10 protein-coding genes are annotated in these 14,981 nt (G+C 41.0%); 6 read left to right on the forward strand and 4 right to left on the reverse strand.

The annotated features are described in order from the left end of the window. On the forward strand, positions 1 to 396 hold a 396-nt coding region (locus BM192_RS20990; RefSeq protein ID WP_212611586.1), incomplete at its 5' end, for a BAR domain-containing protein. 800 nt (positions 397 to 1,196) lie between these two features. On the opposite strand, the gene BM192_RS19490 is transcribed toward BM192_RS20990, so the two are convergent. Both BM192_RS19490 and BM192_RS19495 read right to left on the reverse strand, forming a co-directional pair. Then, positions 1,197 to 3,413, reverse strand: a complete 2,217-nt coding sequence (locus tag BM192_RS19490; protein ID WP_074964106.1) for an ATP-binding protein — start codon at positions 3,411 to 3,413, stop codon at positions 1,197 to 1,199. A gap of 169 nt (positions 3,414 to 3,582) precedes the next feature. Further along, positions 3,583 to 3,804 carry a hypothetical protein gene (locus BM192_RS19495; protein WP_037441506.1) on the reverse strand — a complete coding sequence of 74 codons (222 nt, stop codon included), beginning with the start codon at positions 3,802 to 3,804 and terminating at the stop codon, positions 3,583 to 3,585. A gap of 538 nt (positions 3,805 to 4,342) precedes the next feature. On the opposite strand from BM192_RS19495, the gene BM192_RS19500 reads away from it, so the two are divergent. The 5 genes from BM192_RS19500 (at position 4,343) to BM192_RS19520 (ending at position 10,866) form a co-directional block, all read left to right on the forward strand. Then, positions 4,343 to 4,711, forward strand: coding sequence for a hypothetical protein (locus BM192_RS19500; protein WP_037441509.1), 369 nt, complete (start codon positions 4,343 to 4,345; stop codon positions 4,709 to 4,711). A 118-nt stretch (positions 4,712 to 4,829) separates the two neighbouring features. Continuing rightward, positions 4,830 to 5,525, forward strand: coding sequence for an ABC transporter ATP-binding protein (locus BM192_RS19505; RefSeq protein WP_037441511.1), 696 nt, complete (start codon positions 4,830 to 4,832; stop codon positions 5,523 to 5,525). Between the two features lie 5 nt (positions 5,526 to 5,530). After that, positions 5,531 to 8,053: a TonB-dependent receptor gene (locus BM192_RS19510; protein WP_081857515.1), complete on the forward strand. Its 2,523-nt coding sequence runs from the start codon at positions 5,531 to 5,533 to the stop codon at positions 8,051 to 8,053. Then, positions 8,053 to 9,498: an ABC transporter permease gene (locus tag BM192_RS19515; RefSeq protein WP_074964108.1), complete on the forward strand. Its 1,446-nt coding sequence runs from the start codon at positions 8,053 to 8,055 to the stop codon at positions 9,496 to 9,498. The genes BM192_RS19510 and BM192_RS19515 overlap by 1 nt, the downstream gene beginning before the upstream one ends. Before the next feature lie 3 nt (positions 9,499 to 9,501). Beyond that, a complete protein-coding gene (locus tag BM192_RS19520; RefSeq protein WP_037442871.1) occupies positions 9,502 to 10,866 on the forward strand; it encodes a DUF3526 domain-containing protein in 1,365 nt (454 codons plus the stop codon). A gap of 1,054 nt (positions 10,867 to 11,920) precedes the next feature. Here the strand turns inward: BM192_RS19520 and BM192_RS19525 are convergent. Then, on the reverse strand, positions 11,921 to 14,170 hold the full coding sequence (locus BM192_RS19525; RefSeq protein ID WP_051760086.1) for an ATP-binding protein: 2,250 nt from the start codon (positions 14,168 to 14,170) through the stop codon (positions 11,921 to 11,923). A 54-nt stretch (positions 14,171 to 14,224) separates the two neighbouring features. After that, entirely contained in the window at positions 14,225 to 14,386 is a 162-nt protein-coding gene (locus BM192_RS20995; protein ID WP_157282901.1) for a hypothetical protein, read from the reverse strand. Positions 14,387 to 14,981 lie beyond the last annotated feature (595 nt).

Consider the following 14,981-nt stretch of genomic DNA (forward strand, 5'->3'; position numbering starts at 1 on the left):
GATGAAAGATTCACAAGCTTAGAAGGGCGATTCACAAATCTAGATGAAAGATTCACAAGTTTAGAAGAGCGATTCACAAATCTGGAAGAAAGATTCACAAACGTAGAAAAGAACATTTCTATACTTGCTGAAATCTGTAAAAGCAACTACGAGCTAATCAAAAAGCTGGCCGACTTAGTGGATCATAGATTTGCTATAGTTGATCATAGATTTGATACAATAGAAAATAGATTAGGTACAATTGAGAGCCAATTAAATATTTTGACCACTGAAACTTCAAGTAATTTTGATGACGTTGGTGATCAGTTAGGTACAATCTCTGAACAGCTGGATAAGTTGAAAGTGACTTCAAGATTTGAAGAAGATTATGAAGATTTAATGAAATTTAAAATATAACTAAGTACCTAATATAACGCAAAAAGGCTCCGATAGTGGCGCCTTTTTGCGTTTAGTGTTCTATTATTCTTCATCGTAGTTGTAATCCAACGGCAAATAGTAATATGATAGACTTTGCTCCATTTTTCAAATTAGACCCCAGCCTGACCTACAACACAACTGATTCAGGAACTGAAATAACCTCTGTCCTCTCCCCTTGATTCCAACTGGAAAATGGTGAGCATCATGACGCATAAAAAAGATGAAAACTTACAGATGAAGGCATCAGCTGCGCGCGAAGCAAGCAGGTGCCAGCCGAGACTGCTATAGTTTTTATCTTTTTTTGCAGGGATTTTTAATTCGGAAATCCGGCTTCCCGGCCCAGGAGTAGTAAGTTTTTTGTTTATCGCAGAAATGCAAGGCGGATGACATACCCATTGGAGCTTTACCTATCTGAAAAAGCATGTTCCTCATTCGCAGGAAAGGTTCATTTATCATATCGGCTGGTTTCATCACTTTCAAATTAGACCCCAATCTGATCTGCAACACACTCCATTCAGGAACTGAAATAACCTCTGTCCTCTCCCCTTGATTCCAACGGGGAAAATGGTGAGCATCATGGTGCATAAAAAAGATGAAAACTTACAGATGAAGGCATCAGCTGCGCGCGAAGCAAGCAGGTGCCAGCCGAGACTGCTATAGTTTTTATCTTTTTTTGCAGGGATTTTTAATTCGGAAATCTGGCTTCCTAGGTTAATTTGTTTATCGCAGGAATATTAAGAGAGCAAACACAATGAGCAAAAGCGTTGAAGAATACAATCCTATTTATTAAAGCTAACAAAAAACACAGACCCCTTATTTAATTCGCTCTCCACCCAAATACGCCCGTTGTGTTTTTCAACTACGCGTTTAACGATGGCGAGACCTACCCCCGATCCCTCGATATCTTTCACGTTGTCCATCCGGCTGAAAAGCCCGAAGACATTTTTTAAATTATGAGGAGCGATACCCAGTCCGTTGTCTTTTATGGCGTAGCAGATGTCAGCATCATTGACAGTTCCTTCGATATGAACATGTGGGGCATGACCATGTTTAGAGTATTTGACTGCATTACTAATCAAGTTTGAAAATATTTGAAGCATCATCATGGGATCACCCTTCAACTCAGGCATACTACCCAGGGTGATTTTGACATTTTGAGATTCATAGATCAGGCTTTGATCTCTGACAATGTCTTCAATTAAAGCCCGGGCGTCAATGTTGTGATATTTAAACGCTGAGCGGCCGATTCTTGAATAATCGAGTATGGAGACAATCATCAAGTGCATTTGATCTGCACGCTGATTGATACGTCCAAGGAGCATGCGGTCACGATCTGTGAATCCCTGACTTCTTGCTACCAGCTGAGCGTATGCTTTAATGGCTGCAATAGGGTTTTTAAGGTCGTGAGATACCGTATAACTGAAAGTATCCAGCTCATCGTATGCACGTTGCAGCTGCTCATTCAGCAGCCGGATTGCTCCTGCCTTTTGGTTAATAGCGTAGGTGATTTCTTCTTGTAAACGAAGTGCAGAGTTGATCTCTTCGGGGCTCCAAGCCAGTGATGTAGAGAGGATGGTTTGTGACCACTGCTGAAATGAATTTCTAGGTGAAATGTGCATCAATCCGTTACCGCCCATTACCGCCTGTTTTTCAGGATTTCCTGCCCAGGTAATAAACTGTGGTTGTTCCGGCTTAAAGTAGATTACGTATTCTTCCAATTCTTTAGAAATAACAACTACCATGATTCCGCTTGCAACGGTGCGATAGTTATCGGCGGCGGGATAGTGAGCCGCAAGTTTGGTCAGGTGATATAAAGGCTGGTTGTTGTTTTGATTTAGCCAGCTGATCAGTTCTGTAAGCTGCCCGTCGTCGGGCGTAATACCAATTTTGGTGATGTTTTTTTCATAGACTAAAACCGCTCCACTGGCATGTACAATATCCAGAACGGTCACAGGGCCTTTGGTTAGTGCCTCTTCAATACTGGCGGTTTCCTGGAGTTGCTTAGTAAGTTTATCCAGTGTGCCGCTAAAAACTTCCAGGGTTTGCTGATGTATTTCTTCTTGCCGGAATTCCAAAGCTGACGACAATATCTGCCCCAGCAGTTTTGACAATTCTCTGGATAAGAAATCAATAAATTTAGGGGTGTAATTATGGCAGGCTATTAGTCCCCACAATTCTCCTTTGCACAATAAAGAGATACTAAAACTAGAAGCAACCCCCATATTTTTCAAATATTGAATATGCACCGGAGATACCGCTCTAAGCTGTGAATAGGTCAACTCCAGCGGCTGGTCCTGATCTGCGGCTGCAGAAATTTTTATTGGTGTGGTCTGCACATCAGCTATGATCCGGGTCAGGTTTAATTTGTATAAGTCTCTTGCCTGTTGGGGAATATCGGATGCAGGATAATGCAAACCTAACCAGGGAGATAATTCTTCATTTTTCGCTTCTGCTACAACTTCTCCATGTCCGTCTTCAGCAAAACGGTAGATCATTACCCGGTCGTAAAGGATAGTTTTTTTTACCTGTAAAACGGTATTCTCCAATAAACTCTGAAGATTTTTGTCAGCTAACATTTTAGAAATGGAATGCCCCATCATTTTCTGTACGTCAGGCAATGCGTCGGAAGTTGAGCTTTCAAATTCCAGGAGATATTGGTCGGCAGATGCCGAAATGATGAGGTAATAGGTTTCACCGTTAATAGCTAGCTTGAAAGGATTGATCTGTTCAAAGCTTTTGTTGATTTTTCCGATATTTAGTAGGTCTCTGATAAATCCTGGCTGGTCATCTCCTCTGATCAGCTGTTCTATATACCGGAGCTGGGATCCGATCAACTTTGCATACGTTTCCCTTAATAGTTCGTAGATGTTATCACTGCAATGGCTAACCTTATATTGCCGATCAAGTGCGATTAAAAAACCATGTGACTGTATTTGCCCTGGAATATGGATTGGTTCACTGGCGCAGTTGCTGAGGTCAACCTTAAAGTCGGTCATGTCTGGTTTGGGGTTTACCAAATATGCTGTTATTAATCCAGCTTTAGACTTTTATTTAAATATTTAATAATCAGTTATTTGCAAGAAAACATTTATAGGTTATCTGAACAAAGACCTCTTTCCGGTCATTAGGAAAATGTAAGTTTCATGGAGTCAATTTAAGATGGAATTATCTTGCATCCAGCCCGTCTATATAGGCTCCTATCAAGATAACATATTGTTGTTCCAAATAATCTTCCGTACGCTGCAGCCATTGGTTACCAACTTTGTATAACATGATCTCTTTGCCGCCTGAAAAAGAAAGCTTCCATACTTTCAATTTTTTAAAAGTAGTGGCGATGATCTGAATAACTTGTGTAGTGCCATCCTTTAACCTGATTTTGTAATTCATTATTATTATTGTAATCCGTTACCGGCTTCTACAAACATTAACGCGATAAAGTCAATTATCTTACAGCCTGAGACCGATAATTTCATAGACCTTAAATTTAGCTTTGACGATGAGAACACACTCAACCCAATTAGATCCCAGCCTGGAATCTTCAAAAAAAATGATTCAGGAACGAAAATAACGCCCCCCTCCTAACCAACAGACAGACCTGGGAGCGAATAAAAAGATGAAAACTTACAGACGAAGGCATCAGCTGCGCGCGAAGCAAGCAGGTGCCAGCCGAGACTGCTACAGTTTTTATCTTTTTTTTCGCCCTAAAGTCCCCCCCTACTAACCAACAGACAGAACTGACAGACCTGGGAGCGAATAAAAAAGATGAAAACTTACAGACGAAGGCATCAGCTGCGCGCGAAGCAAGCAGGTGCCAGCCGAGACTGCTACAGTTTTTATCTTTTTTTTCGCCCTAAAGCCCCCCTACTTTTGTTCAATTGATCAGGAACCTTTAAAAAAACCATTTTTAAAAGTATCTTTGTTGCAATTGAAGAATCAAGTTAATCCATATAGAAAACAACTGTCTCAGTTTCTGGCATTTCTGCTGCTGGGACTTTTTGTGAATGCGATGGTTATAGAAGGCTTGCATCATCATAACAGTCAGGATCAATTCAGTTCTTGCAAATCAGCACTGGATAAAACTCAAGGCGATACACAGCTTCATTCTGCCAAAGTAAATTGTAAGCTTTGCGAAGTGATAAAACACCAATCACAATTCTATAATTTGCCATCGGTTGTTAGCCCGGTTCTAGCGCCCGTGGAAACGGCAAAGCCTGTTTTTAGTTATCTACCACCACATCCCACGGCCTATATACTTGCCGCGGCGAATAAAGGTCCGCCAAGTAATCTGGCTTAAATCACTATTTAAGGTGAATTTCTGATAAGGTCGTGCCTTATTATTCCCATACTTCTTTTCACTGTATTTAAGTATTGCTGCCAGCGGTAAGCGATGCTTTTATATTATCCTTTTTTTTATGCTTCAAGCGATATCGTTATCCAAAAACTACGGCACTTATTTAGCGCTTAACCAACTCAATTTAACTGTTAATCCTGGAGAGGTTTATTGCCTGCTCGGCCAGAATGGAGCAGGAAAAACCACTACCATAAATCTTTTTCTAGGCTTTATTGAGCCTACGGATGGCAAAATTTTAATTAACAATCAAGAAGTTACAGCTTCAGATGAGCGGCGCAGGCAATATATTGCTTATATCCCCGAAGTAGTGATGCTTTATGGAAACCTCTCCGCCATTGAAAACCTCAATTATTTCTCTAAGCTCGCCGGATTTGAGTATAGCCATTTGCAACTCATAAGCTTTTTGTCAGAATGCGGGCTTCAATCGACTGCACATGAACAGCAGCTCAGTGGCTTTAGTAAAGGGATGCGACAGAAAGTAGGAATAGCCATTGCAGTGGCGAAAAATGCACAAATCATTTTAATGGATGAGCCCACCAGTGGCCTTGATCCAAAAGCTACTGCAGAATTCACCATTCTGGTCAAAAAACTAGCAGCTGACGGCCGTTCGATATTAATGGCTACACATGATATTTTCAATGCGGTAGCACTAGCTACCCATATAGGAATTATGAAACAAGGTGAGTTAATCCATACGCTCAAAGCCGCAGACATTACCGCAGCTGACCTCCAGGAACTCTACTTACAAACTATTTAAGCAAGATGGATCAGACCTATAAAATCCGCGATTTTGGCCGGGCATTTTGTTTATTAATATTAATCGGGAATAGTTTTTCAGCATCTGCTCAAATATCAGCATCCACACAAATAAAGGTAGATGGAAAGGTTACCAGTGCAACAGGTCATTCAGTTGAAAAAGCTACGATCAGATTCCGAAGCGGCAGTAATCAGCTCACCGCCTTAACTGATACAGCGGGCCTATTTGCGATCGTACTTCCTAAATCAGCCAGTTATAATATCAATGTTAGCGCAATAGGTTATAAACCCTATTCCATTGTTTATCCTATTCAGGATTCAGATCATTTAACCTTAGACCCGATTATACTTGCTATGGCAAACGACGAGTTACAAACCGTTGAAATTGTCGGTACCAGTGGTAAAAAATACTATGGAAATTATTCCTTTTCAGCTACTAAAACAGCCACCTTAAATAAGGACATACCTCAGGCCATTTCCTCTATTTCAAAAGAGCTGATTGCCGACAGGCAGGCAGCTGTGTTGGCAGATGCAGTAAAAAATGTAACGGGAGTATCTCAAAGCAGTTTTTATAATCAATTTGCCATCCGGGGAATTAACCAGAATGAAGAAGGCACCATTATAAATGGGATGCGTACGCGCCAGAACTATTTTAACCAACCTTTAACCAGTAATCTTGAGCGGATTGAAGTGATAAAGGGACCGGCAAGTGCCACCTTTTCCAGTGTCGATCCTGGGGGGAGTATTAATCTTGTCACCAAAAAACCTTTGAATCACGACCGTAAAGAGATTAGCATCTCAGGAGGAAGTTTCAGTACCATGCGAGCAGCACTCGATTTTACAGGCCCAATGAATGAAGAGAAAACATTGCTTTATCGCCTGAATGTCGGGTATGAGAACAGTAAAAGCTTCAGGGATCTGCAGTTCAGGAAAGGTTATATCATTGCTCCCTCCTTTTCATATATTCCCGATGACCGTACCAGTTTGAATGTGGAGATGGTTTTGAACAACAGTGACTCAAGGCTCGATCGTGGCCAGGCAATCTTTGGCGCAACCCCGGGCCACCAGAATTTAAATAGTACGCCGATCGGTTTCAATATGGGAGCTGTCAATGATAAATTCAATACGCAGGACCTGATGCTAATGGCAAATTTTGCACATCGCTTTAATCAAAACATCTCCTTTAATATCGCTTATATGAAGCAGAACTGGAATGAAGATCTGCTGGAGCACCGAACGAATAATGCCTTTGCTGTGGATGAAAACAATAATCCAATTAATTCGCTGGCAGGTATGATTGCTGTCCAACGCCAGCAAAAATTTACTACCGATAATCTGAGCACCTATTTTACACTACAATCCAGCACTTTTGGTTTGTCTCACCAGGTTGTTGCCGGCTATGACCGCATCACAACCCAGAAACTAAGAGGCGGGGGAATAAATACAGCTCAGGGGTATCGCCTTAAAGATGGAAGTATAGCCGCACGTTATGATGTGAACAAAAAAGATCTGTATCAGTTCAGCACATTCAACGGCATTACTGCTCCCGTTCCGAATGTCTCCCATTTCAATTTGGAAAATCCATCCTATACGGTCAAAAATCTGAGTGATTATACTTTCTCAAAGTTAGAGATCGCACCTGCTTTCTACCTGGTAAATGGCATTTATCTTCAGGATCAGATCAAATACCGCAAAATTACTTTAACAGTGGGCCTCAGACAGGAATGGTATGAAGACTATAGTAATTATAAACTCAATACAGAGAGAAGGATTAGCCAGCAGAAGCTCTTACCCAGATTTGGAATTACTTATGCATTAAACAGTAGAATCAATGTCTATGGAACCTACCTCCAGGGTTACCAGCCGCAGGGTAATACATCTAGCCTGGTTATCGTTCCTCCCCCGTCGGGGTCAAATTTCAAACCCCTGGAAAGCGACCTGAAAGAAGTTGGTGCTAAATCTGAATGGTTAAGCGGAAAACTGATGGTCAACGTCTCAGTTTTTGAAATCAACCAGAAAAATCTGTTAATGAATGCAAATGATCCTTTAGATGTAAACCGGCTAATAGAACGCGGAGCACAACGAAGCAGGGGTGTCGAACTGGAAGCATCTGGATTTATCCACCGCAACTGGCAATTCAATGCCGGCTATAGTTATGTTGATGCCAGGGTAACACAAGACCTCAACCCCGAGATTGTCGGCGACCGCGTGCAAAACACACCCCAACATAGCGCTAGTGTCTGGACACGTTATAACCTGAATTCTGCAAAATTCAAAGGAATTGGTTTCGGAGCCGGCATACAATATAGCGGAGACAAATTGCCGCTGTATATCAGGGATTTCATACTTCCGGCGTATACAGTGATTGATGCCGCGATATACTATTCTCCTGCAGCCTCGAAAGTACAGCTGTCCATGAATATGAATAACGTGCTGAATAAAACTTATTGGGTCGGTGCACAAAACTATCTGCGTCTTTTTCCAGGCACACCAAGAAATGTAATGTTTAACGTAACCTACAGCATATAATGACGAGTATAATCCTTACTATCGCCAAACAAACATATAAAGCCACCTACAGCAATAAAGCGGCGCTTGCGCTTACTTTTTTATTGGGTTTGTCACTAGTCCTGGCAACTTATGTGGGCTGGCAGAATTTCAAGTCGCAGAACGATCAGCGCATACACTACAAGCAAATGGTACGGGACCAATGGTTAGCGAAACCAGACAAGCATCCGCATAGGATGGCTCATTACGGTTATCTCGCCTTCCGGGAAAAACATGAGCTGAGTTTCTTCGATTTCGGAATTGAAAGCTTTGCAGGTGTTTCAGTATTTCTGGAGGCACATAAACAAAATACGGTGAACTTTAGTGAAGCCGGATTTTCAAATGGCATGCTGCGATTTGGCGAAATTAGCGTGGCTATGGTTCTACAACTCTTAGTACCCTTATTAATTTTCTTTCTCGGCTACAATAGTATATCTGCAGAGCGGGAATCCGGAACGCTCAAAATTTTGCTTTGTCAGAATGTAAGTTGGAGAAAACTTCTCTGGGGAAAAACACTGGGAATTATCGGTGTTTGTTTATCCATTTTCATTCCGCTTATTTTGTTAACCATTTTCCTCTGGGCATCATTGAGCGACTGGAATATCAGCACAGATTCTTCCCTGCGGCTAGCGATTCTCATCGCTGGTTATTCAGTCTACTTCTTTGTTATATCAGCCATTACTGTGCTGGTGTCTGCCTTCCAACTCAGCTCAAAAAGTGCTTTAACCACATTACTGGCCTGCTGGATATTTTTCATGGTTATTATGCCTAGGATTACCCAGGCTATTGGCAGCAGGATTTATCCGGCTCCATCGAAGATTGAGTTTGCCGACTCTATTGCTGCAGATATCAGCAGGCAAGGTGACAGTCATGACCCAAATGACGCACATTATGCGGCTATTAAAGATTCCTTACTCAAAGTTCATGGCGTAGATGATGTTAAGAAACTTCCCTTCAACTATGGCGGATATATAATGGCTGAAGGAGAAAAAATCACCTCAGATATTTATAGTAAGCATCAAAAAGATTTAAACAAGATCTTCGAAAAACAAAATAGTATTACCGGTTTTATGGGATTGCTTAACCCGTACTTATCATTGAAGCAGCTTTCAATGGCGCTAACGGCATCTGATTTTAATACGTTCATAGATTTTCAGAATCAGGCAGAAGCGTACAGATACCAGCTTGCGCAAAAGATGAACAAACTTCAGATTGACAAAATAAGTAACATTTCTCCCGGAGAAAATGGCAAACCATTGTCTATCAGCAGATCTAACTGGGCTGAACAGCCTGATTTCAATTACCACTTCCATACTGTCGGCAATATGACAACTGAACAGTTTTTTCCATTGGCGTCACTATCCCTCTGGCTTTTAATTACCGTGGGATTGCTTCAGTACATTTCTAAATGGATTAAAACGATATAATTTATGAAAAATAGCACTTATCATTTAGAGTTTAAACTTTTCTTTAGAGGCAGTTCTGCCTGGATAGGAATTGCGGTTTTAATAATTACAGGTCTCTCTGGTTTATATTTCGGTAAAAGTTTCATAGCCAATCAAAAAGTGGTTATAGAGAAGGCTGCAGAATTACAAACAAAAAATACACTTAACAATATAGACCATTTTGGGAAAGACATCGGTCTGGTTTTCTTCCATAATAAATTTTCGGTGGCCAGTGTTCCCGAACCTTGGGCAGCATTTGCTAACGGGCAGCGGGACATTAATCCCTACCTGATATCGGTGACTATGCTCGCGCTGGAAGGGCAGCTTTACGATACGGATATTAGCAATCCGGTAAGTATGCTTTTCGGTAATATGGACCTGAGCTTTGTATTTATTTATTTATTTCCACTAGTTATTATAGCATTCACTTATAATCTGCTTTCTGAACAAAGGGAAAGCGGTATCTGGTCGCTGTTAAAGTCACAGACCAACCAGGTAACCAAGGTTCTCTGGCAGAAGTTGCTGGTGCGGATGGCAGCCATATTTGGTGTTGCATTCCTGCTGCTTGCTGTAGCTATATTTTATCTCCAGTTACCCGTAGATCAAACATTCTTTGCTGTGTTATCTTTCATTGCAATTTACCTGTTTTTTTGGTTCGCCATATCGTTCTTCTTCATCTCATTGGGTAAAAATTCCAACTTCAATGCTTCGGCACTTGTTGCGGTTTGGGTATTGATGTGTATTGTTATTCCTGCATCCTTAAACCTTATACTTACCCAGCGTTATGCAGTTCCGGAGGCACTGCAAAATGTCATAAATCAACGTGAGGGCTACCATGAAAAATGGGATATGCCAAAAGACGTAACCATGAAGCCTTTTTTCGAACATTATCCCCAGCTAAAAAAATATCCCTTTCCAAAGGACCTCACCTTCAGCTGGTACTGGTACTATGGAATGCAGCAAATGGGTGATGACCAGGCGCTGGAAAGCCGGGCTGCAGTTCAAAAGAAACTAGCCGAAAGGCAGTATTTCACAAATATTGCGGCTTTATTCTTCCCCGCTATTCAGGTGCAGCTGGGTATCAACGAACTGGCTGGTTCAGACTTAACTACGCATCTGGGATTTCAACTGGCCGTAAGACAATATCATGAACAGATCAGGCTACATTTTTACCCTGCAATCTTTCAAAATCAGGATATCAGTTCGACGAATATTAATTCCATCGGACTTAAAAATTTTGAAGCGGTGAAAGTCTATGGCTGGCATAGGTTGCTATCGCTTCTGGTAATTACCAGTATGCTGACCCTGATTGCCATGACTAACTTAAAAAAGATAAACCAATTGAAATAAGGAGATCTTACTCTTTAACCTTCCGAAAAAAAAGATAAAAACTATAGCAGTCTCGGCTGGCACCTGCTTGCTGCGCGCGCAGCTGATGCCTTCGTCTGTAAGTTTTCATCTTTTTTTTCGCCCAGGGATCAGATAGACAAATATGATCAGACCTATAAACTCAAACTGTGATAACTAAAAGCCGGAATGCAGTGCAGATAAATGTTATTTAATTAGCTGCTTGATTAGGTTAACCAAGGCAATAGGAATTCCGCCTGCTATTCGTTGTTGTGCCACTAATAAAATTTTGAATCGCGGGTAAAACTTTGTCTTTATAATGCCATAGAATCAAAAAAGTTAATAGTATATAAAACGGAATCCTTATCGTAAACGGAGTATAAAGCCCATAATATTAAGGCCAACCATATCCTCGCTGTCAAAATAAAATAATCCCTTAATTGCGCTTTAGCTATTTTTTTCATTGTATAGAGGCCTGTTTATCGTCATTTAATCCACAGAATACAAACGACCTGTTTTCTAATTTAGAAGAGAATATCAGAAGAAAATTTAAGAATTATCCTACGGTGGATGTTAATTAAAATTTAACGTTGCGTTTGCAGCCCCGGAATTTAATTTACTTACCATCTAATTTGAAGCTCTTTTAACGGATAACTTAAACAGGCTAAATGAAATTAGAAAATATCATGCTGACTACCAAAAGTGTGGAAGAACCACTTTAGCAGGAAGATCAAGATCAGATGATTAAAGATCCCCTGCCCTAACACCACGAACACCACCAGAAAAAAAAAATTATATCACGTATCGAAAAACTATCAATCACAGCGTAATATTCAGGAATGATATTTTTTCACAAGGTTAATTCTGCAGAAAACAATCAACTGAACATCAATCGATAAACTTGCCCTCAACTCACAACCGGACATAAATTAAACCCCAGAGCAAAAAAAAGATGAAAACTTACAGACGAAGGCATCAGCTGCGCGCGAAGCAAGCAGGTGCGAGCCGAGACTGCTATAGTTTTTATCTTTTTTTTGCCCTTTCAGCAACCAACCCCTTACACATCGCCAATAATAATTTCCGGGTCAGCTGCAGTTTCAGCATTTGCAAATACTATAGTAAAAGTTGATCCCTTGCCGAGCTCACTTTCCACGGTAATACGTCCGTTATGTTTAGCAATAATTCGGCTTACAATCGCCAGGCCTACCCCAGAACCTTCAATATCTTTAGCGCTATCGAGCCGGTTAAACAGCTCAAATATTTTCGGAATATCATGCGCAGCAATCCCCATTCCGTTATCGGAAATAGCATAAGTAGTTTCTTTAGCATTAGATGTCCCTGAGATGCGAACCTGGGCCGGTTTGGCATGCTGACTATACTTTACCGCATTACTGATCAGATTTGCAAATACCTGGGAGAGCATCGTCGGATCGCCTGATATCTCCGGAGTATCGCCAACAATAAATTCAAGATCAAGATCTTTATAAACAAATGTCAGGTCTTTGATAAGATCATCTATCAATTGCCCGGTATATACCGGTTGAAACTCAAGTTCTATTCTTCCTATACGCGAATATTCAAGAATTTCACTGATCATGTCAGTCATCCGGTTAGCTTTATCTTCCACCCGCGACAAAAAATTTTGAGTCAGAGGACTAATATTTTTATCTTTTTTGGCCAACTGCGTATAACTCTTAATAACGGCCAGCGGATTTTTAAGATCGTGCGAAATTGTATAGGAGAAAGTATCCAGTTCTGCATAAGCATCTTTGAGCCTTTCATTCAGTAATCTCAATGCGCCAGCCTTCTGATTTACCACGTAGATAATCTCATCCCGCAGTTTGATCACCGAATTGATTTCTTCCTGCATCCAGCTTTCCGATTTGCCGGTTACTTCCTGCGTCCAGACTGCAAATGAATTTCTGGGTGAAATTACACTCAGACCTTTAGGATCAAACTCAACAGGCTTCTGTGGATCGCCAGCCCATTTGACCATCTGCAATTTTTCGGGTTTAAACCAAATCATAAATTCCCTGAGCTCTCTGGAAAGAGTACATATCAATATACCACTGCCGACGTCAATAAAATCAGCTGCGGGAGGATAAACCGCACTTAAGTTATCCGTATAGTATATAGAATCGATAATTGTGTCTTTCGCCCATTCTAATAGTCTTCGAAGCTGATCATCTGTCGGTAACCGCCCTATTTTAGTTTGTTTCTGATTATAATTAACGACAACGCCTTCGGCATGTGTAAGACTAAGAATCATTGTGCGCCCCTGCGTAAGTGCATCTTCCACGAATTCGTTTTCCTGTAAAAGCTTGGTTATTTTTTCAAGGCTTGTACTAAAACTTTTATTGATAAACTCGTTTTCTTCATCCTGCCTGAATTCCAGGGCTGAGGAAAGAATCTGGCCGATTAGCTGTGCATAAGTCCTGGATTTATAACTAATAAATTTAGTCGTATAATTATGGCAGGCAATCAATCCCCATAATTCTCCTTTATAGATCAGTGAAATACTAAAACTAGAAGCTACACCCATATTTTTGAGATACTGAATATGGATTGGTGACACTGCCCTCAATTGAGAATACGTTAGGTCTAGCGGAGGCCTCTTAGCAGAATCTGCCGTAATTTTAAATGGGACGGCATCCACATCGGCAATAAGCCGGGTTAAATTCAATTTATATAACTCACGTGCCTGTTTTGGAATATCAGCTGCCGGATAATGCAAACCGACCCAAGGGTCCAGATCTTCATTTTTTGCTTCCGCCACAACTTCACCATGTCCGTCACTTGCAAACCGGTAAATCATCACCCGGTCATAGTTGATGATCTTTTTAACTTGTTTTGCGCTATTATCGAGCAAAACCTTCAAATTTTTATCTGCAAGCATCTCTGACACCGAACTACCAACCATATTTTGCAGATTTGGCTCACTGTCAGCAGCAACTGGTTCAAACTCCAGCATATAATAGTCTGCGGAAATAGAAATAATCAGATAGTAATGCCCATCACCTAAATTGACGGTATAAGGGTTTATATTTTCGAAGTTGTTCTGCTTCCCGATTTTTATGAGCTGAGCAATAAACCCCGGTTCCAACCCTAGTTTCGGTTCTAAAACCTCAATAAACTGGTCCAATAAATTAGGATTTACGTCTGGAATGAAGTTATTAAGCCCCTCACTCTGAAACCTGATCTTCATCTGCTGATCAATCACAAGCAAAAAGCCATGGCTCTGTATCGCTCCCGGAATGTGTATAGGTTCTTTATCGCAATTGCTGAGGTCGATCTGGAATTCTGACATTTATTTTCTTAGGCTCTTATGAAATTCCGGGGTTCGCGGAATTAGGGTAGAAGTTTAAAACCCAATAAAACGCAGAATGTTTAAATTATTTTCGATAAGTCTCAACAATTTTAGATTGCGCAACGGTTTTTCTTTTAAAAAATCATGAACCTTAACAGCTCGGCCGGCACCTGCTTGCTTCGCCGCAGCTGATGCCTTCGCCTGTAAGGTTTTCATGATTTTTTAGGCGTGTACACCATGGTTGGGTGGCAATTTTACGAGTTCAGACTTAGAAGTAAAATAATGGCGACATGTTTCTATCCGGGAGATTGAAAAGGAAGTATTTTATGCAGGTGATAGATGGGAAGACTGATAGGAAGAATGGTGTAAAGAGTTTTTGTTTTTTTTGGGGGGGGCTGACGTGATAAGCTCAAGGTTCTGGTCATATCTTGTGCGGGTCTCGTTTGACTTTTCTTTTAATCTTGTTCGACTGAACCCCACAACACACCTACAAGAAGCCCATACGTACCCACAGTGAACACACAGGATGGTGGATTACATTGGGCTCACTATGGGATTTTGACTAAGAATATCAGGTGAGACTGCATTAGAACCCGAGGAGATTGTGTTATGTTTTGGTCTTGATTTGGTTTGTTTCTGGTGTTGTTTGACGGGAACCGGGAGATCTGCTGAAGCCGACCTGAGGTTCACCCGAGGTCGACCCGAAGGTAGATAAGTTTACTCATAAGGGCACACATTTAGGGATTTGGAGTGCTGAGTTTAGTAAAACAAGGATTAGTTAAGGGTCGGGTGATGGTTTTTTACTGAAGTG

Origin of the sequence: Pedobacter antarcticus (assembly GCF_900112985.1) — a bacterium.
Taxonomy (GTDB): domain Bacteria; phylum Bacteroidota; class Bacteroidia; order Sphingobacteriales; family Sphingobacteriaceae; genus Pedobacter; species Pedobacter antarcticus.